20 protein-coding genes and 1 pseudogene are annotated in these 19481 nt (G+C 63.6%); 8 read left to right on the forward strand and 13 right to left on the reverse strand.

Going from position 1 to position 19481, the window contains the following annotated elements; genetic code table 11:
- Positions 1-2: 2 nt before the first annotated feature.
- A complete protein-coding gene (greA, locus tag RPC_RS19220; RefSeq protein ID WP_011474252.1) occupies positions 3-479 on the forward strand; it encodes a transcription elongation factor GreA in 477 nt (158 codons plus the stop codon).
- A gap of 288 nt (positions 480-767) precedes the next feature.
- On the opposite strand, the gene RPC_RS19225 is transcribed toward greA, so the two are convergent.
- The gene (locus tag RPC_RS19225; RefSeq protein WP_011474253.1) at positions 768-1244 is read right to left on the reverse strand and encodes an Lrp/AsnC family transcriptional regulator; all 477 of its coding nucleotides are present in this window, start codon (positions 1242-1244) and stop codon (positions 768-770) included.
- A gap of 259 nt (positions 1245-1503) precedes the next feature.
- Here RPC_RS19225 and trxB point away from each other — a divergent pair, with 259 nt between their 5' ends.
- Both trxB and RPC_RS19235 read left to right on the forward strand, forming a co-directional pair.
- Positions 1504-2469, forward strand: a complete 966-nt coding sequence (gene trxB / locus RPC_RS19230; protein WP_011474254.1) for a thioredoxin-disulfide reductase — start codon at positions 1504-1506, stop codon at positions 2467-2469.
- Positions 2470-2471: 2 nt separating this feature from the next.
- Positions 2472-3395: a LysR family transcriptional regulator gene (locus tag RPC_RS19235; protein ID WP_011474255.1), complete on the forward strand. Its 924-nt coding sequence runs from the start codon at positions 2472-2474 to the stop codon at positions 3393-3395.
- A 358-nt stretch (positions 3396-3753) separates the two neighbouring features.
- On the opposite strand, the gene RPC_RS19240 is transcribed toward RPC_RS19235, so the two are convergent.
- The 4 genes and pseudogenes from RPC_RS19240 to RPC_RS26340 form a co-directional block, all read right to left on the reverse strand.
- On the reverse strand, positions 3754-4434 hold the full coding sequence (locus RPC_RS19240; protein ID WP_011474256.1) for an AAA family ATPase: 681 nt from the start codon (positions 4432-4434) through the stop codon (positions 3754-3756).
- 149 nt (positions 4435-4583) lie between these two features.
- Positions 4584-4904 carry a hypothetical protein gene (locus RPC_RS19245; protein ID WP_011474257.1) on the reverse strand — a complete coding sequence of 107 codons (321 nt, stop codon included), beginning with the start codon at positions 4902-4904 and terminating at the stop codon, positions 4584-4586.
- Between the two features lie 232 nt (positions 4905-5136).
- Positions 5137-5388: a hypothetical protein gene (locus RPC_RS19250; RefSeq protein ID WP_011474258.1), complete on the reverse strand. Its 252-nt coding sequence runs from the start codon at positions 5386-5388 to the stop codon at positions 5137-5139.
- A gap of 800 nt (positions 5389-6188) precedes the next feature.
- Positions 6189-6344, reverse strand: a pseudogene (locus RPC_RS26340) (IS110 family transposase); the annotation flags it as partial.
- Between the two features lie 440 nt (positions 6345-6784).
- On the opposite strand from RPC_RS26340, the gene RPC_RS19260 reads away from it, so the two are divergent.
- Both RPC_RS19260 and RPC_RS19265 read left to right on the forward strand, forming a co-directional pair.
- A complete protein-coding gene (locus tag RPC_RS19260; protein WP_011474261.1) occupies positions 6785-7546 on the forward strand; it encodes a cytochrome c oxidase assembly protein in 762 nt (253 codons plus the stop codon).
- Positions 7543-8037 (forward strand): CopD family protein, encoded by a 495-nt coding sequence (locus tag RPC_RS19265; protein ID WP_011474262.1) that lies wholly within the window; start codon positions 7543-7545, stop codon positions 8035-8037. The genes RPC_RS19260 and RPC_RS19265 overlap by 4 nt, the downstream gene beginning before the upstream one ends.
- Here RPC_RS19265 and RPC_RS19270 read toward each other — a convergent pair.
- Complete coding sequence (locus tag RPC_RS19270; RefSeq protein ID WP_011474263.1) at positions 8001-8483, reverse strand: DUF2231 domain-containing protein; 483 nt, start codon at positions 8481-8483, stop codon at positions 8001-8003. The genes RPC_RS19265 and RPC_RS19270 overlap by 37 nt on opposite strands.
- Before the next feature lie 72 nt (positions 8484-8555).
- On the opposite strand from RPC_RS19270, the gene coxB reads away from it, so the two are divergent.
- From coxB to RPC_RS19285, 3 genes are read left to right on the forward strand one after another with little or no spacing between them, the layout of a single operon-like run.
- Entirely contained in the window at positions 8556-9212 is a 657-nt protein-coding gene (gene coxB / locus RPC_RS19275; protein WP_415914747.1) for a cytochrome c oxidase subunit II, read from the forward strand.
- The gene (gene ctaD, locus RPC_RS19280) at positions 9209-11734 is read left to right on the forward strand and encodes a cytochrome c oxidase subunit I (protein ID WP_080507362.1); all 2526 of its coding nucleotides are present in this window, start codon (positions 9209-9211) and stop codon (positions 11732-11734) included. Before coxB ends, ctaD begins: the two co-directional genes overlap by 4 nt.
- 44 nt (positions 11735-11778) lie before the next feature.
- Positions 11779-12093 carry a hypothetical protein gene (locus RPC_RS19285; RefSeq protein ID WP_415914849.1) on the forward strand — a complete coding sequence of 105 codons (315 nt, stop codon included), beginning with the start codon at positions 11779-11781 and terminating at the stop codon, positions 12091-12093.
- 43 nt (positions 12094-12136) lie between these two features.
- Here the strand turns inward: RPC_RS19285 and RPC_RS19290 are convergent, their stop codons facing one another.
- The 7 genes from RPC_RS19290 to RPC_RS19320 all read right to left on the reverse strand — a co-directional run bounded on the left by RPC_RS19290 (position 12137) and on the right by RPC_RS19320 (position 19391).
- The gene (locus RPC_RS19290) at positions 12137-12529 is read right to left on the reverse strand and encodes a Na+/H+ antiporter subunit G (RefSeq protein WP_011474267.1); all 393 of its coding nucleotides are present in this window, start codon (positions 12527-12529) and stop codon (positions 12137-12139) included.
- A gap of 8 nt (positions 12530-12537) precedes the next feature.
- On the reverse strand, positions 12538-12807 hold the full coding sequence (locus RPC_RS19295) for a K+/H+ antiporter subunit F (RefSeq protein ID WP_011474268.1): 270 nt from the start codon (positions 12805-12807) through the stop codon (positions 12538-12540).
- On the reverse strand, positions 12804-13292 hold the full coding sequence (locus RPC_RS19300) for a Na+/H+ antiporter subunit E (RefSeq protein ID WP_011474269.1): 489 nt from the start codon (positions 13290-13292) through the stop codon (positions 12804-12806). The genes RPC_RS19295 and RPC_RS19300 overlap by 4 nt, the downstream gene beginning before the upstream one ends.
- On the reverse strand, positions 13289-14824 hold the full coding sequence (locus RPC_RS19305) for a monovalent cation/H+ antiporter subunit D (RefSeq protein ID WP_011474270.1): 1536 nt from the start codon (positions 14822-14824) through the stop codon (positions 13289-13291). The genes RPC_RS19300 and RPC_RS19305 overlap by 4 nt, the downstream gene beginning before the upstream one ends.
- A complete protein-coding gene (locus RPC_RS19310; protein ID WP_011474271.1) occupies positions 14821-15192 on the reverse strand; it encodes a Na(+)/H(+) antiporter subunit C in 372 nt (123 codons plus the stop codon). The genes RPC_RS19305 and RPC_RS19310 overlap by 4 nt, the downstream gene beginning before the upstream one ends.
- Entirely contained in the window at positions 15193-18069 is a 2877-nt protein-coding gene (locus RPC_RS19315) for a monovalent cation/H+ antiporter subunit A (RefSeq protein ID WP_011474272.1), read from the reverse strand.
- Between the two features lie 428 nt (positions 18070-18497).
- Positions 18498-19391: a universal stress protein gene (locus RPC_RS19320; RefSeq protein ID WP_011474273.1), complete on the reverse strand. Its 894-nt coding sequence runs from the start codon at positions 19389-19391 to the stop codon at positions 18498-18500.
- Between the last annotated feature and the right edge of the window lie 90 nt (positions 19392-19481).

Below are 19481 nucleotides of genomic sequence, written 5' to 3' on the forward strand. Positions count from 1 at the left end.
CGATGATCGAAAAGGTACCAATGACCGCGGGCGGTTATGCCGCCCTCGAAGTCGAATTGAAGCAGCGCCAGTCGGTGGATCGTCCGCGAATCATCGAGCACATCGCCGAGGCGCGCTCGCATGGCGACCTTTCGGAAAATGCCGAGTACCACGCCGCCAAGGAAGAGCAGTCGCACAACGAGGGCCGCATCGCGGAGCTCGAGGACAAGCTGGCGCGCGCCGACATCATCGACATCAGCAAACTCTCCGGCGACACCATCAAGTTCGGCGCCACCGTCACCTTGATCGACGAGGACACCGAGAAGAAAGCGGTGTGGCAGATCGTCGGCGAGCCGGAAGCCGACGCCAAGAAGGGCCGCATCTCGATCACCTCGCCGCTGGCGCGGGCGCTGATCGGCAAGAAGAAAGGCGCTTCCGTCGAGGTCGTCGCCCCCGGCGGCGCCAAGGCCTACGAGATCACCAAGGTCGAGTGGCGCTGAGCGCCAACCATGCCGAATTGAATTGACTGAAAAGGGCCGCAGCGATGCGGTCCTTTTTGCTGAGCGACTCTCGCGCGCTCTTCGCCGGCTCAGCACAATCAGCGCGTCATTCCGGGGCGCGAGCCCTTTGGGCGAGCGAACCCGGAATCTTGCCGCGGGGAGCGGTGTGCGCGCGCGTTGCGAGATTCCGGGTTCGCTCGAGCTTGCGCTCTCGCGCCCCGGAATGACGGCCTGGGAGTGACGCGCCCCGAATGCGAAATCTCGCCGTGAGTTAGCGCAGCGTCAATTCTAGCTCACCTTCAATTCCAGCGGCACCGCGGCGGCGTATTTCGAATTGCGCAGCACTAGCGAGGTCCGTACGTTCCGCACGTGCGGCGCGGCGGTGAGATGCGCGACGAAATGCTGGAACGTCGCCATGTCGGGCGCGACGCATTTCAAAATGAAATCGACTTCGCCGGACAACATCCAGCATTCTCGCACTAACGGCTGATTGCGGACGAATTCCTCGAAGCCGCGCAAATCGGCTTCGGCCTGGCTCGCCAGATGCACCGAGGCAAACACCGTGACGTCGAAGCCGAGCCGCCCGGGATCCAGCAGGCCGCGATAACCCTGGATGTAACCTTCCTCTTCCAGGGTCCGCACCCGCCGCAGGCAAGGCGGCGGCGAAATGCCGACTCGCTTGGCCAGTTCGACATTGGTTATTCGGCCATCGGCCTGGATCTCGCCGAGGATCTTCAGATCGATTTCATCAAGGTTCTTGGACACGCGCTTGCATTCCCGGTCGCCCGCGAGGGGGGGTAAATCGGCAACAGTTTTAGCGCAGTGCCGCTGCTTTGCGTAATTTTATTTCGCGACCGGTGCATAAAAGCAAAGTTAGGGGAAAATTTGCCGATATGGATTGCAAATCTTGCATAGCTCACCAGATGACTTAGAGTTGCGACTAGATAGTTCCGCTGTTTAAGCGATGCCCTGCTCAGCCCTTCTGCTTGCACCGCATCTCCCTGACGAAAGGGATCAATGATCCATGGCCGACCCTGTTCACGCCAAAGTTGTAATTATTGGATCGGGACCGGCTGGTTATACCGCTGCGATCTACGCCGCTCGCGCGATGCTGGAGCCTATTCTGCTGCAGGGCATGCAACCGGGCGGCCAGCTCACCATCACCACCGACGTCGAGAATTACCCGGGCTTCGCCGACGTGATCCAGGGGCCGTGGCTGATGGAGCAGATGGAGAAGCAGGCGACCCATGTCGGCACCAGAATCGTCACCGACCTGGTCACCGACCTCGACCTGTCGCAACGGCCGTTTCGGCTAAGCTGCGACTCCGGCGACGTCTATCTGGCTGAGACGGTGATTCTGGCGACCGGCGCGCAGGCGCGCTGGCTCGGGATTCCTTCGGAAGAGAAATTCAAGGGGTTTGGCGTCTCGGCCTGCGCCACCTGCGACGGCTTCTTCTATCGCGGCAAACAAGTGGTGGTGGTCGGCGGCGGCAACACCGCGGTCGAGGAGGCGTTGTTCCTGACCAATTTCGCCACCAAGGTCACCCTGGTGCATCGCCGCGATCATTTCCGCGCCGAGCGCATCCTGCAGGAGCGATTGTTCAAGAACCCCAAGATCGAGGTGGTGTGGGACGTCGCGGTGGATGAGATCTGCGGCGACGAGAGCCCCACCAAGGTTACCCATGTCCGACTGAAGAACGTCAAGACCGGCGCTTTGACCGAGTGCGCCGCCGACGGCGTGTTCATCGCCATCGGTCATGCGCCGGCGACCGAACTGGTCAAAGGCAAGATCCGACTGAAGCCGTCGGGCTATGTCGAGGTGGCACCGAATTCGACCGCCACTTCGGTGCCCGGGCTGTTTGCCGCCGGCGACGTCGCCGACGAAACCTATCGCCAAGCGGTCACCGCCGCAGGGCTTGGCTGCATGGCCGCTTTGGAGGCCGAGCGCTTCCTCGCAGCGAGCGCCAGCGAACGGGTAGCGGCGGAATAATCATGGCTCGAAATCACGACGGATTCACCGATATGGACTGGGATAAGCTCAAGGTTTTTCACGCTGCGGCGGAAGCGGGAAGCTTCACGCACGCCGGCGAGCAGCTTGGGCTGTCGCAATCCGCGGTCTCGCGGCAGGTCAGCGCGCTGGAGCAGGAATTGTCGGTGTCGCTGTTTCACCGCCACGCCCGCGGCCTGATCCTCACCGAACAGGGCGACCTGTTGTTTCGCACCGCGCATGACGTGTTCATGCAGCTGCAGGCGGCGCGCGCCAAGCTCACCGACAGCCGCGAGCGGCCGAGCGGCGATCTCAAGGTCACCACCACGCCCGGTCTCGGCATCCACTGGCTGGTGCCGCGGCTCGGCGAATTCACCGCGCTGTATCCGGAGATCCGCATCTCGCTGATCGTCACCGACGAAGAACTCGACCTGTCGATGCGCGAAGCCGACGTCGCGATCCGCACCCGCAAGCCGACCCAGCCCGACCTGATCCAGCGTAAGCTGTTCTCGATCGGCTTCCATGCCTATTGCGCGCCGGAATACATCAAGCATTTCGGCACGCCGCGCACCTTGGAAGAATTGGACAATCACCGGCTGATCATCCTCGGCGACACCCAGGTTCCGCCCTATCTGCAGAACCGCAACTGGCTGATCGACGCCGGACGCAACGGCGCCGGCCCGCGCGAGCCCTACTTCAAGGTCAACAACATTCTCGGCGTGATCCGCGCCTGCCAGCAGGGGCTCGGCATCGCCGCGCTGCCGGACTATCTGGTCGAAGAAAACAACCGGCTGGTGCAGCTGTTCGGCGAGCAGGACTCCATCCAGCTCGACACTTATTTCGTTTACCCCGAAGAGCTGAAATCGGTGGCGAGGGTCCAAGTGTTCCGCGACTTCGTCGTCAGCAAGGCGCAGCGCTGGCCGTCCTGAAACGATGGCCGCCCGCCGCCGGCGCTGCATGACTGACATGCGAGCCCCGCGGTTGCCGGCCGGGCTCAACGCGGATCATAATCATTCTACGCTGAAGCTTCGCGCCGCGCATGTGTCCCCCTCCTCCAGCGACGCGAAACGTCAGTAATCCCTCTTGAAGGTGATTGTGTCGGCCTCAGATGGCCATGACCTTGCCGGGCTCCGTTGGGCCCGGTTTTTTTTGGTGCCGTCCTACTGGCGTGGCGCTCTATCGACAGAGCTGCACATACACAAACGCCGCCTCAGGGATCTCTGAAGCGGTGCTGGGACGGAGATGGCGGCGGGACTCTCGTCCCGACGATAATTGCCTTGGTGACTTTTATGCCGCGTTCTTGTGCATGGTCCCGTTGCTGGTTCCCGCGCCGCGGATCGCCTTGATCGAACGCTCGATCGCAGCCCAGAGCCGGCCGATCTCGGAGGAGGCGCGGCCATCGGCGGAATATTCCTTGGCGCCTTCGCCGTGCCCCAACGCCAGCAACAGATCGGCGCGGTTGGTGATCTGGCCGGTCCACACCGGCGCGCGGAACTTGCCGAGCGCTTCGCGGGCCAGCGTCACGATCCGGCTTTCGACGTCGTCACGGCGGGCCGGTGCACCATTGATCACCACGGCATAGGGCTTGCGCGCGGCGCGGCACGACAGGATGGTCTCCTGCACGGCGTTGACGTCGAACACACCGGGCCGCGCCGGGATGATCACCAGGGTGGCGTTGCGAATGGCGTCGTCGACCACAGGGGCCATATTCGGCGGGGTGTCGATGAACACCCATTCGATGCCCTCGCGCTTCGCCGCGGCGACCAGTTCGCCGACCGAGCGGGTGGCGGCTTTCAGCGGCGGTTCGTTGGTGCCCCGCAGCTTATGCCAAAGCGTGAGCGACCCCTGCGGATCAGCATCGATCAGCAGACAGGGCTTGGTGGCTTTGTGAACATGAGCGGCAAGATGCGCAGCCAGGGTACTCTTCCCCGAACCACCTTTACGCGATGCGAAAACGATGACGTTCATACATTGGCCTCCCGAGATTGACCTTGGAAAGCGAAAGTGAATCACCGCGCTGATTCGTGAAAGTTAAAATTACAGGCAAAGCGCCAGGCTCGCAGCTAATTTCCGACATGTTGTCTTTTGAGTCACAGCGGCAAGTAGTTGCGGCGTCGTTAGCGCAGCGTCCGGGCGCGCCGCGCCATCCACTTCTGTTCGACCCAACCGAGGCCCTTGGCCATCGGCCCTTGCAGGATCGGAACATCCTGCGCGATCAGGATCAGTCCGAGCGGCAGCATCCAGAGTCCCAACACCGGTAGAAAGCTGAACACGCCGCCGACTGCAAGCGCGCCCGCAACTGGAATCCGCACCAATCGCGACGATGGCTTGCGCAGCCAAGCTACACCCGCGGCGGCCCGCCGCGGCAATTTGCCTTCAAACCAGGCCATGTGGCGATCGAGTTCAGCCTTATGGTCCTGGCTCACGGTTTCTCCCATCGTTATTGATCGATCATTGATCGATTATTGATCGATCACTCATCAGCTGCTTCGCAGGTGTGGATCCGCAACGCGCTCGCCAACGCGTCAGGTTGTCGCGCGAACGCGTTCGTCCTCGGTTGATTTGCACGGCGAACCGAACTGCGGTCCACCACCTCGTTGTTCTCCTAGGCCGGCGATGCCGACATCGATGGCCCAACAGTCATTCCAAATTGTTATTCCAAATTGTCATTCACGATTCATTCGCGCCGATCCCGCGGGCGTCGAGCATCTGTTGTCCCTTCGGAGTCACGGCGTAGCGCGTATTCATGGTTTGATCCGTCTCGACTTGATCAGTCTCAATTCGATCACTCCCTGCCACTGCGATCAGGCCTTCGGCCAGCAACGGTTCGAGCCTCGATCGCTGCGCCGGACTGAGGTCCAGTCCCGCACTCCGCGCAATTTCGACCAAAACCGAAATCGACTGATTGCCAAGCTCAATCATGACTCTCCCCGATACAAGCCAACGCTTGCGCGGGGCATGTGTTCCGCACTCGCCCCAGCTCAGCGCTGCGCCGAGAGGCCGCCATAGTCGCCCTCATGATCGGCGCGCGCTCGGCCTTGTGGTTGATGGCAAAGACCCCGCTGACGACCGCGCTGAAGCTGCGCTTCAGGCCGCCGACACGCTCCTCAAGATTGCCGATCAATGCCGCAGCACGCAAAACAGAAGCACCGCCCCAGAACCCATTCGGAAATGGAGCGGCATCTTTTGACCGCCTAAAAGCCGATTCATTCGGTTTCAGTGATCCTTATCAAGCGCCGGCATGTCGCCATTCGCATTGCCAAGATTGCGACCGGTCAAGGTAGGGATGACGGCGGCCCGCGCGAGCGCCGCGCTGTCGGCCATGTTCAATTAGGCCATTCGAGCAGGGCTCGACATGCCGGCCAACCCGGTGCTCGGCACCAATCGGCCGGCGGCGCCAAGGTCACGCGACCGTGTCTTAGCGGATGGCGTGTCGTCATCGCCGTCCGCTTCTGTTACTAATCAAAACCATTCTGTCGCTCGCCCAATAGGCCAGTCCACACCGATCAAGAGTTCTGTTGCGCCGTGCCGTCTTCCGCGCTCATCGACGGGCTGTTGGGCTGCGCTGGGGCAGCACTGGAACCGTCGCGGCGCATTCCATTGGACGGCAGCAGTCCTCTTCCGCCGGGGCGGAACTCACAGCATTGAGGTGCGTCTCTGATGACGTTTGGCTGCACGGAATCGTCAGCTTCGTGCGTAATTCACCCGCGCCAGTTTCTCCTTCATCCAGCTCGCCGCCTCTGCATCCGACAGGCATGATCACCGAGATAGTAGGTGCCATCGCGCCACATCGCGTGCATCACCGTCGCTAACTTGCGCGCCACCGCGACCGCCGCCTTGGCATGACAACGGCGCTTGGCGATCTTCAGGCCCCAGCTGGTTGCGCGCAAGAAGCGCATCGAACTCGGCGATACTCGCTTGCGCCAAGTCGTCCGGCACGTGCACAGGCATCTGGTAGCGAGCGATCGGCCAGGTGGAGAGGTCGAAATTGGATTCTGCGTTTCGTCTTGGTCTTTCAGGGCCCGGAGATGCCAAGAGATTCCAAGCAGTTCATGAAGCTGTATCGAGACTGGTTCAAGCGTCCGAACGGTGCGGTTGATCGCGCTCGGCGGCGCGACGGAAGCCTCGATCTGGTCGAACTGGTTCGATGCCTGCTATTGGCCGGACGGCACGCTCACCACCAATGTGACCATTTGCCGCCATTGTGCAGCGCATCCGGTGCGGAGTTTATGCGTTGCGCACAGAAGCCGATCGCAGAGTTGCTGCAGCGCCGCGCAAAAGTTGCGGTCCTGCAGAAATTGCGGTCCGGAGTGGTGCAATGGTCGAACCTTATTGCGGAGCTGCGCCGCTCCCGGCGGAGCTGATCAGTCGCTGGAATTTCGATCCGGCGCTCCTCGCCGTCTTGGGAGGAGCGGGCCTCCTGCACATCTGGGCGCTGCGTGATGAAGCGCCGCTCGGGCAAAACCGGCGCGCCGTGCTGGCCGCAACTGGGTGGGCGTTGCTGGTCATCCTGTTGGTTTCCCCGCTCTGCGCTTTGACGTCGGCGCTGTTTTCAGTTCGGGTGGCGCATCACGTCGTTCTGGTGGCGGGGGTCGCTCCATTGCTGGCGCTGTCGCTGCCGCGCCGCCTTCGCGCGGCTTGGATCGGCCGCACGATGGGAGCGGCGTTCATCATCCATACGATCCTGCTTTGGTTCTGGCACGCGCCCGCGCCCTATGCGGCGGCATTGGCCGATCCACGGATTTTCTGGGCGATGGAACTGAGTCTGCTGGGCAGCGCGATGTTGCTTTGGATGGCGGTGCTGTCGCCTTTCGCTCGGATCGGCGCGACGCTCGCGATCCTGCTTGGCTCTGTGGTGCAGATGGGCCTACTCGGCGCCGTCATCACCTTCGCCCGCGCGCCGCTCTATGCTGCCCATCTCGGCGTCACCGCGCCATGGGGATTGAGCGCGCTGCAGGATCAACAATTGGCCGGTCTGATCATGTGGGTGCCGGCCTCGATTCCATATCTGGCGGCGGCCCTGGCGCTGGTGGCAAGCCGGCTCGGTCGACCGGTCACGGCCGATGAATCCGTTCGATGATCGCGTGGCTCAAGTCGATCCACATTCTGGCGCTGATAGTGTGGTGCGCGGGGCTATTGGTGCTACCCGGCCTATTCGCCCAGCGCAGCCGGCTCGAGGCCCGGCCGGCGGTCGAACTCAACCGCTTCACCCGGACGTTGTTCATCGCCGTCACCTCGCCCGCGGCGTTCATCACGGTGGTCGCAGGAACGATCCTGCTGTTTTTGCGGGAGGCGTTCACCAACTGGATGATGCTGAAGCTGCTCGCGGTCGGGCTGCTGGTGATTCTTCACATGCGTGCCGGCTATCTGATCCTCAATGTGTTCGAACCGGAGGGGCACTACGCGCCGTGGCGCAGCTGGGTGATGACCGTGGCGACGCTCGCGATGATCGGCGTCATCCTCTTGCTGATCCTGACGAAACCGCCGATCGAGCTGGCCGCTTTGCCGCAATGGATGCGCGAGCCCGGCGGGCTTCAATCCTTCGTCGACACCATCAGGCCGACGCCGTGATCGAACACCAGCTTGCCGCCGTGCCAGCCCGCAATGGCGACGAACACCGTGCCGAGCGCCGAGACCATCAGGCCGACCGGCAGCACGTTCAGATGATCGACCAGCCGCAATCCCCAATTGGCGCCCGCGACCGAGACCAGCATGACGCCGGCGGTGGCATGGATCCAGCTTGCCGCGCGCTTGCGGATGCCCTTGACCAGCAGCAACTCCGCGGTGCCGGCCAGACTGGCCGCAACGCCGAACCAGAACGCGAAGCCGCTCGCCCACAGCCCGGCGCGCGCCCAGAACGGATCGCCGCCCCACCAGTAGAAGATATCGCAGCCCAGCGTCGAGATCACCAGGGCGATGGGAAACGAAACCAGCATCGCATGGATCGGGTGGCCAGCGAGGGCCACGATGGAGGTGGTTTCGAATTCGCCGACCTCTTCGAGAATCGTCTTCGGCATGATGCACCTCGCCGGGACCTAATGCGCCGATGTCGCGCTTGGTTCACGGCGAGCATTGTCGCGGCGACGGGGATGCTGCTGGCGGGCTGCGGTGGACCTTTGTCCGCGCTCGATCCGGCCGGCCCGGCGGCAGTCGCGATCGCCGAATTGTGGTGGGTGATGCTGATCGGCGCCGCGGCGCTGTTCGCTCTGGTGATGGCGCTGCTGCTGTGGGCCTTCGTCAGGCCCAGCACGGGCACAGCCGGATCGCCAAAACTCTGGCTGGTCGGCGGCGGGTTGCTGCTGCCGGCGTTGGTGTTGGCTCCGCTGCTGGCCTATGCGCTGTCCACCGGCGAGCGCCTGCTGCCCCACCCGGGCGCCAGCGACACGCTGCGGATCGATGTCGAGGCCCGGCAGTGGCAATGGACCTTCCGCTATCCGCAGCATCCCGATGGCGCACGCCTATCGATCAACACGCTGCACATCCCCGTCGGCCGGCCGATCGACCTGCGTGTCAGCAGCGCCGATGTGATCCACAGCTTCTGGGTTCCCCGGCTCGGCGGCAAGATCGACGCGATTCCGGGGCACGTCAACCGGATCCGGCTATCCGCCTCGCAGGCCGGAATCTATCGCGGCGTCTGCGCGGAATTTTGCGGGGCCGAACACACCCGCATGGAATTCAGCGTCGAAGCCCATCCACCAGAGGCGTATCGCGATCGGCTGCGCTCGCTGCCGCAGGCCCCACCATGATGGACGAGCGCGTCGAACGCCCCGCCGCGGCAATCAGCGCCATCCGGCTGCACAAGCGGCTCGAAGCACTGTGGGGCACGCCCGGTGGATGGCAGCGGTTGTCGGCGGTGAACCACAACATCGTCGGCCGCCGCTTCATCGTCACCGCCTTCGTGTTCTTCGGCGTCGGCGGCGTGCTGGCGATGCTGATCCGGGCACAGCTCGCGACCCCGCGCAGCGCGTTCCTCGGACCGGACATCTACAACCAGGTCTTCACCATGCACGGCACGGTGATGATGTTTCTGTTCGCGATTCCGATGTTCGAGGGACTGGCGATCTATCTGTTGCCGAAAATGCTCGGCGCGCGCGACATGGCGTTCCCGCGGCTCAGCGCCTACGGCTATTGGTGCTATCTGTTCGGCGGATCGATGCTGCTGATCGGGCTGTTCCTTGGGCTTGCGCCCAATGGCGGCTGGTTCATGTACACGCCGCTGAGTTCGAAGACCTACACCCCCGGCATCAATGCCGATCTCTGGCTGATCGGCGTCACCTTCGTGGAGATTTCGGCGCTGTCGGCCGCGATCGAGATCATCGCCACGATTCTGAAGCTGCGCGCCCCCGGCATGTCGCTCGACAAGATGCCGCTGCTGGCGTGGTATCTGCTGGTCACCGCCTTCATGATGCTGTTCGGCTTTCCGCCGCTGATCCTCGGCTCGGTGCTGCTGGAGATCGAGCGCGCCTTCAACATGCCGTTCTTCGATCCGACGCGCGGCGGCGATCCGCTGCTGTGGCAACATCTGTTCTGGCTGTTCGGCCATCCCGAAGTCTACATCATCTTCCTGCCGGCGGCGGGCATGGTCTCGACCATCCTGCCGGTGCTCGCGCGGCGCGAGATCATCGGCTACAGCTGGATCGTGGTCAGCATCGTGGCGCTGGCGTTCCTGAGTTTTGGGCTGTGGGTCCACCACATGTTCACGGTGGGGATTCCCCACCTCGCGCTGGCGTTCTTCTCCTCGGCCAGCACCGCGGTCGCGGTGCCGACCGCGGTGCAGATTTTTGCCTGGATCGGCACGCTGGCGGCCGGCCGCCCGCAGCTCAAGCTGCCGATGCTGTATCTGCTCGGCTTCTTCTCGGTGTTCGTAGTCGGCGGTCTCACCGGCGTGATGCTGGCGATCGTGCCGTTCAACTGGCAGGTCCACGACACCCATTTCGTGGTCGCGCATCTGCACTATGTGCTGGTCGGCGGCTTCGTGTTTCCGATGCTGGCCGCGGCGTATTACTGGCTGCCGCATTTCACCGGACGCGTGCCGCGGCACAGCCTGGGCGTCGCGGCGTTCTGGCTGATCTTCCTCGGATTCAATCTGACTTTCCTTGTCATGCACTGGACTGGCCTGCTCGGCATGCCGCGCCGGATCACCAGCTACGGCGCCGACACCGGCTGGGAATGGCCAAATCTGCTGTCCTCTGTCGGCGGCTTCGTGATGGCGATCGGTTTCGCCATGTTCACGGTCGACGTGCTGATGCAGTGGCTGCACGGCAAGCCCAGCGCGCGCAACCCGTGGCACGCCGGAACGCTCGAATGGGCCATGCCGACGCCGCCGCCGGACTACAACTTCGCGTCGCTGCCGCAAGTGTCGTCGCGCAGCCCGCTCGCCGACCGGCCGGTCCTCGGCAACAGCCTCGTCCGCGGCGCCGGTTATCTCGGCTTCGTCCGCAACGACTGGCTGGAAACCCTCGGCGTCGAGGTGATGTCCGGGCGGGTCGAACAGATCGTCCGGCTGCCCAATCGCACCCTGCTGCCGCTGATCACCGCGCTGGTGACGGACGTGTTCTTCCTCGCGGTGTTGTTCAAGATCTATCTCGTCGCGTTGCTCGCGCTTGCCGCGACCGTTGCAGCCTTGCTGGCCTGGACCCCGGTCTCCGGCGAACGCCGCGATCATGGCGCACTGCCGATCGGCGCTGGCGCCCGCGCGGTGCTGCACAGCGAGGCGGAGTCCCCGCCGTCATTATGGGCGATGGGACTGACGCTGGCCGCCAACGGCACCGCTTTCGCCTCGCTGGCCTTCGGCATTCTGTTCCTGTGGGTGGTGGCGCCGAACTGGCCGCCACCGGCTTTGGTAGCGTGGGCGCCATGGAGCACCCTGCTGGCAGTAAGCGGATTCTCGGTGGCTTTCATTGCCGGCCGGATCGCCACATCGCACCGCGTGATCAGCAGCGCGCCCAACCGCGAAATCGCCCTGGCGGTCGCGGCACATGGCCAGATCGCCGCGCTGCTCGGCTTTGCGGCTATCGTCCGGTCGCTGCCCGACCCGACCCAGCACGCCTACGCTGCGGCCAACACCATCATTCTGCTCTATGCGGGATTGCAGAGCGCGATCGGCCTCATATTCGTAAGCTTCGGGATCTGGCGAAGCCGCACCGGCTACGTATCGCCGATCCGCAGCGTCGACCTGCGGATCGGCGCGATGTGGCACGGCTCCACCGCAGCGATCGGTGCCGCAACGCTGCTGATCGTCTACGGGCTGCCGCAGGTGATGCGGTGATCCGGATGACACCTAGCGTCCGCCGTGCTGCTTCACCGTTGCTGATGGTGGCCGGTTTCGTGATTTGGGCTTCGGCGTTCGTTCTGCTGTACGCTGCGCTATCGGCCGGCTGCGCGTTCGGCTGGAACGACGTCCGGGTTGCGGATCTCGACCTGAACCGACTGATTCTTATGGCGATCTGGATCGGCCACCTGTTGTTGCTGGTCGGGCTGCAGATCTACTGCTTGCTGCTGCCCAGACTTGCGGACGACAGCACCGCAACATTCACCCGCAGGATTGCGATCGGATCGACCGCGGCGGCGCTGGTGGCCACGATCTGGACCGGCCTCGTTATCCCCGCGGTCAGCCCGTGCTTGTGAGTTGCGGGGCGGTTGCGACTAGACGTCGGCTCGACGCTTTCATTCAAGGTCGCCGCGCCGGGGGTGCTTGAGGGTTTTCGTTCCGCGGCGCCAATGTTGCCCAACTCTGCCCACCAGGGGGCTGCGGCACACGCCTTTGCAGCGCGCGATTGCGCAGCAGATGGGCTTTGGCGATCATATGCGCGGTGATCGGCGCGGTCAGAAACAGGAACACTGCGATCATCAACTCGTGCACGGAGGGCGCACCCTGCACCAGAGCGAAGTAGAGCATCGAAGCGATCAGCAGCGACCCGATGCCGAGCGTCGTCGCCTTGGTGGGCGCGTGCAGCCGGCGCATGATGTCCGGCAGCTTCACCAGTCCGAACGATCCAACGAACAGAAAGAATGCGCCGACCAGGATCAGCGCCGAGACCAGAACTTCACCTATCCCCGCCATCGCCCGACCTATTCGATCACATTGCCGCGCAACAGATATTTACAGAACGCCACCGTCGAAAGGAAGCCGACAGCCACGAGCAGCAAGGCGACCTCGAAATACAGGCTGGTGTTGAACCAGATGCCAATCACCACGACCAGCCCGATGGCATTGATCACCAAGGTTTCCAGCGACAGAATCCGGTCGAGCACGTCGGGGCCGGCGCCGAGCCGGTAGAGGTTGAGCAGCGCCGAAACGCTAATCGCAACGAGGGCGATGAGGCACGCGGTCCCGATCATGCGAAGATCTCCTTCAATCGTCGTTCGTAGCGGGTCTTGATCTGGCGCACCACCGCCTCGGGATCCGTCGTATGCAGACAGTGCACCAGAATGGCGCTGCCGTCGGCCGCCAGGTCCGCGCTGACGGTGCCCGGCGTCATGGTGATCGTTCCCGCAAGCAAGGCAATGGCTTCGGGCGAGGCAAGGTCGAGCGGCACCACGACGAATTGGGTTTGCAAGCTGCGGCTCGGCCAGAACAGCACCCAGTAAGCCACCTGCACATTGGAGACCACGATATCCCAGCCAACGACAGCCAGGTACTCGGCAATCTTGAGTGGATTTTGGATGGTCGGCCGCACCGGCCAATACGGGTTGGTGAACAACGGGATTGCGATCCCCAGCACCAAGCCGAACAGCACGCCGCCCAGCGAGATCGAATTGATCAGCGCGACCCAGACCCCGGCGATCACCAGCGTCAAAACCGGATGGGGTAGCACCTTCGTCACTTGGATTCACTCCGTGTTAGCGCCAGCGGCGCCGGGTTCACCGCGCGGACATAGGCCTTGGTGTCGAGCGTCTGCCGCGCCGTCGCCGCCAGTTCGCGGGTGACCGGGCCGGCGAACAGCGCAAGCAGCACGGTCATCCCCAGCAGGCCTACCACCACGGCAACGGGGATCGCAATGGATTGCGCCGGCATGGCCAACGCCGACGGCCGGGGGGCGACCTTCCAGAACAGCGTACTGCCGGCACGCGCGAAGCCGACGATCACCACCAGACTGGTGGCGAGCAGGATCACCCAACTCGCGACGGCAACGGGGCTTCCCCAGATCGCGTCAAGGATCAGGAGTTTGCCGAGAAACCCCGACAGCGGCGGCATCCCTGTCATCGCAATCGCCGCCACGAAGAAAAGGCCGGCGAACAGGTTGGCATGGGGCAGCGACGGGGTCGGAACCAGCCGGTCGTCGACTTGGCCGCGGTGCGCGCTGACGAGGTCGACGAGAAGAAACAGCGCAGCGCCGCTCAACGTTGAGTGCAGCAGATAATAGAGCCCGGCGGACAGGCCGTTTTGGTCGAACAGGCCGAGCGCCAACAGCAGCGATCCCATCGACCACACGATCGAGAAACAGACCATCCCGCGCAAGGTCGGGCTCGCCAACACGCCGACGGCGCCCAGCACCAGCGTCGCCAGCGCCGCCGGCACCACCCATGGGGCGGCAATATCCGCCACCGCGCCGGCCTCGGCGCCGAACACCACGGTGTAGACCCGCAGGATCGAATAGGCACCGACCTTGGTCATCATCATGAACAGCGCCGCCACCGGCCCCGGCGCCGCCGCATAGGCCGTCGGCAGCCACCATTGTAGCGGCACCAGCGCCGCCTTCAACGCAAACACCAGTAACAGCAACAAGGCGCCGACGCGCAGGATCGCTTCGTCGCCGGGCGCGATCTGCGCCACCTTGTTGGCCAGGTCGGCCATGTTGAGCGTTCCGGTCACGGCATAGATCAGCCCCACCGCGAACAGAAACAGCGTCGACCCGACCAGATTGATCGCGACATAGTGGAAGCCGGCCCGCAACCGTTGCGATCCGCCGCCATGCAACATCAAGCCATAGGAGGCGATCAGCATGATCTCGAAGAACACGAACAGGTTGAACAGGTCTCCAGTGAGAAACGCGCCGTTCAGGCCCATCAGTTGAAACTGAAACAACGGATGAAAATACTGGCCGCGACCGTCCCAGCCGGCCATGGCGTAGATCACGACCGCGACCGCGAGCAGCGCGGTCAGTAGCAGCATGGTTGCTGACAGCCGGTCGAGCACCAGCCCGATCCCGAACGGGGCCCGCCAATCGCCGAGCTGATACGGCGCCGGGTCCCCGTCGCCGGACGATGCGTAGAGCAAGACGGCGACACCGAACAACAGCGCCGTCGCCGCTACCGATACGATGCGCTGGCTGGCGAGATCATGCCGCAGCACCAGCACCAGGAACGACGCCACGATCGCGGGCAGCACGATGGGAGCGATCACCAAGTGATTCATCGGCGCTCCACACCCGGCTTGCGCGCGTCGCGCGGCATCGATTTCGTCCCCTCGTTCTCCACACGCTCCGTCCCCGTCTCGAGAAATCCGCGTAGCGCCAGCACCACCACCAACGCCGTCATGCCAAACGAGATCACGATCGCGGTCAGCACCAGAGCCTGCGGCAACGGGTCGGCGTACGCCGTGGTCCCGCCGGCGATGATCGGCGCCTGGTCGATCGCCAGCCGCCCCATCGCGAACAGAAACAGGTTCACCCCATAGGTGAGAAAGGTGGTGCCGATGACCACCGGAAAACTGTGGCGACGCAGGATCAGATAGATGCCGACCATGGTCAGCACGCCGATTCCGCTGGCGACCAGGAGCTCCATTCAATCCCTCTCGGCGTAGGAGGCGATAGGCAGCGGCGGCACTATCGGCCGCTGCACCAACGGAATATCGGATGGGCCAACCGGCACCGGGGTGCGTTTGGCCCGGCGTTCGACCCGTGCAATCTGCGACAACGACAGCACCACCGTCCCCACCACCGCGAGGAACACGCCGAGGTCGAACAGCATGGCGGTTGCCAGTTCCACTTCGCCGATCAGTGGCACCGGAACATAGACGAAATAGCTGGTCAGGAACGGCCGGCCGAACAGAAGCGCGCCGATGCCGGTCGCCGCCGCGATGAGCACCCCGGCACCGAGCAGGCGGTGGCCGTCGATCCGACGCTGGTCGGCGGTCCAGGCATATCCGCTCGCCATGAATTGCATGATAATCGCGGTGGCAACCACCAATCCCGCGATGAACCCACCTCCCGGCTGGTTGTGCCCGCGGAAGAACATGTAGATGCCGACGGTCATCGCCAGCGGCAGCAGCACCCTGGCCGCCACGACGAGTACCAGCGGGTGGGCATCGGCGGATTCGTAGCGTTGGCGCATCGCATCGAGCCGGCGCGCCGCGGCGCCTTCGAGCGCATTGCTCAGCAGCGCGTAGATCACCAGGGCCGCGATGCACAGCACCACGATCTCGCCAAAGGTGTCGTAGCCACGGAAGTCGACCAGGATGACGTTAACGACGTTGCTGCCGCCGCCGCCCGGCTTGGACTGCGCCAAGTGGAAGGCCGAAATCGAGCTGACGTCACGCGTCATCACGACATAGGCCATCGCGGCGGCCGCCAACCCTCCGCAGCCGGCGATCGTCCCATCGCGGATGCGCCGGGCCAGGCTCGGCTCCGACGGGGTCAGCTTCGGCAATAGATTGAGCGCCAGCAACAACAGGATCGTCGTCACCACCTCGACCGAAATCTGCGTCAGCGCCAAATCCGGCGCTGAGAACTGCATGAAGGCGAGCGACACGACCAAGCCCACCACGCTGCTCAGGATCAGGGTCAGCAGGCGATGGGCATGAAACGCCATCACCGCGACGCTGGTCGCCACGAGCAGGACCCACGCCATCAGCGCCGGCAGATTGACCGGCAACATCGGACGGCCGCCCGGATCATGCCGGCCGCTGAAGAAGCCAATCCCTCCGACCGCGAGGATGGTCAGTGTGATCACCCCGAGATAGCGAGGCAACGACTCGGTATGCAGCCGACGCATCAACCAGCGCGCGCTCCGCGCGGCAATGGCTATCACGGCATCGAACATCGTCTTGGCATCGGGCCTCGGCAGCAAGCCCCGCAACTTCTCCAACGGGGTGTACGCGATCAACAGCACCAGACCGCCGGTGAGTGCGATTCCGCTCATCAGCAGCGGCAGCGTCAGGCCGTGCCAGATCGCCAGCGGCTGGAACGGAAGCGTCGCGGCGCCGACCACCGCCTGCGCGGTGCGCTCGACCAGCGCACCCGCCAGCAATTGCGGCCACAAACCGATCGCAATCACCGGTATCACCAGGGCTGCGACCGGCGCCCACATGCCGAACGGCGGATCGTGCGGCGTCTTCGGCAGGACGTCGCAGCGCGATCCCAGATAGGTCGAAAACGCGAAACGCGCCGAATAGGCCACCGACAAGAGCGCGCCGAGCGTCGCCGCCGCCGGCACGATCCAGGCGTTGCCCAGAATGCTGGTATCGGCAGCCGCCTCGAGCATCATCTCCTTCGACAGAAAACCGTTGAGCAGCGGCACACCGGCCATCGAAGCCGCGGCAGTCAACGCCAGCAGCGCGCTGATCGGCATCGGCCGCAGCAGCCCGCCGAGCTTGCGGATGCTGCGGGTGCCGGTCTCGTGGTCGACGATGCCGGCGCTCATGAACAACGCCGCCTTGAAGGTTGCATGGTTGAGGATGTGAAACATGCAAGCGATCACCGCAGTGCGGGTGCCGAAGCCGAGCAGCATCGTCATCAGCCCGAGATGACTGACGGTGGAATGCGCCAGGATCCCCTTGAGGTCATCCTTGAACAGCGCGATCCAGGCGCCGACCAGCATCGTCAGCAGCCCGGTGCTGGTGACGATCATGAACCAGGGCTCGGTGCCGGCGAGCACCGGCCACAGCCGCGCCAGCAGAAACACGCCGGCCTTCACCATGGTGGCGGAGTGCAGATAGGCCGAGACCGGCGTCGGCGCCGCCATGGCGTGAGGCAGCCAGAAGTGGAAAGGAAACTGCGCCGATTTAGTGAACGCCGCGCCGAGCACCAGGAGCAGGATCGGGACGTAGAGCGGCGATGCCTTGACCGTGTCGCCGCGCTGCAGGATCTCGGTCAGTTCGTAGGAGCCGGCGGCCTGCCCGAGCAGCAACATGCCCGCCATCAGCAACAGCCCGCCGCCGCCGGTCACCACAAGCGCCATCCGCGCGCCCTGCCGCCCCTCCGGTAGATGATGCCAATAGCCGATCAGCAGGAACGAACTCAGGCTGGTGAGCTCCCAGAACACCACCAGCAGCAGCACATTGTCGCTAATGACGATACCGAGCATCGCCGCCTGGAACAAAAGCAGATAGGCGAAGAACCGCCCCATCGAATCCGCGCGTCCGAGATAGAAGCGGGAATAGATGATCACCAGCACCCCGATGGTCAGGATCAGCGCGGCGAAGAACAGGCCGAGACCATCGAGGAAGAACCGAAACGACAAGCCGATCGCCGGCACCCAATCGGCGCCGGCGCGGATCGTTTCCCCTTCGTAGACCGCAGCGCCATTCGCCAACAGCACCAGAAGAGCGCAAAGGCTGGTCGTGGCGGTCACAATCGTGCAGACGTTCCGCCCAGCCCGAATTGTGAGCATTGGCAGCGTCGCGCCGGCCAGCGGAATCAAAACAATCAGGGCAAGCAGCATCGACCCAATCCGTGCCCTCGAGCTTCAGCGGTGCCATCCACGACATCGGAGGTCACCGGACGCTCAGCTGTGGTCGAGGTTCGATATGATGCGCGGAACCGGCTGCAAAATCCAACGGCACGGAACGGTTGATTCACAGGAGGAGAAACCGTCAGGCGAAACAGAAGATACAAATGGCCGACCAATGCTGTTTCGGTTCCCTTATCCTCGCCCCCTGGACGGCGCGTGCGAAGGCGGCAAATCGGCGCGCCCGTTGCTCCTACGTCCCCACGACATGCTCCGCTGGGACACAGTAAACGCCTACGACTATCGCGATCATCGGGCGTGTCGTCAAGGGAAGCAACGATCGATAACTCCCGCGCGGAGAAACCCGCATCGCGGCCATTCGGAGCAGTCGCGCGGGCTTCGCGTCGCACGTCGAAAAATACTCATGACGATTTCGACGCTTGGGTGCTTTCCGCCCATTCATTTGGTGGCGGAACCACAAGAACATCAATGTCTGAATCGCCGAGAAGCTCCCCCGCGACGCTTCCCAAGAAGAATTTGGCTGCGGCTGATCGCCCGCGGGTCCCGATCACGACAAGATCCGCGCGTTGCTGTCTGATGCAGTCCTTGATGGCGTGGGGCGCCGATCCCTCGCTGAGTTGAACGATGCTTCGGCTTGGCCGCAAGCCCACTCGCGTCAAGAACTCTGCGACTCCATGCGCTGCACGGTTTTCCTCTTCGGCGAGGTAGGCTCGCTCTTCATTTGCCGTCATCGACGAACGCACTATCATGGTCTGCGCCGGCGCATCAAATGCGTGAACGACAATGACTCCACCGCGGTCGAAGATGCCCAGCGCCTGCGCCTTGGTGGCCGCGTTCGCGGAACACTCGGAGAGATCGGTTGCCAAGAGAATGCTGCCATAGTGTCCCGCAGGCACCGCGTTCGCCATAATCACAGGTCGAAGTGAGCATCGGATCGTGCGATCGGCTGTCGTTCCGATGAAAATGTCGCGGAGCGCCTGCCGGCGGTGCGGCCCCATGACAATAACGTCAGCATCAACGTTTTCAGCCGTCTTTGCGATGGCCTGAAAGGGCTCCCCAAATGCCACGCGCCCGTCACACGGCACGCGATCGATTTCGCGGACCGTCGCGGCGAGATCGTGAAGCAGACTGCTGATCTCGCGCTCCTCCGCCCTCAAGAGTTGAGGCGGCTGGTCGTCGTCGATCACGTGTACGATCGTCATCTCGGCGGAATACTGGTGGGCCAACAAAACTGCACGCCGCAAAGCGCGATCGGATCGCGTGGAGAAATCAGTAGCAACCAATAGCCGCTTCATCTTGTCCTCGCATAGCTACTGCTGACGACCATCTGCGACAGGTTCGGCGTGGCTATGTGACAGAGTGAGGCGTCAGCGGAAGAACCTTGT

Origin of the sequence: Rhodopseudomonas palustris BisB18, assembly GCF_000013745.1 — a bacterium.
Classification (GTDB): Bacteria; Pseudomonadota; Alphaproteobacteria; order Rhizobiales; family Xanthobacteraceae; genus Rhodopseudomonas_A; species Rhodopseudomonas_A palustris_F.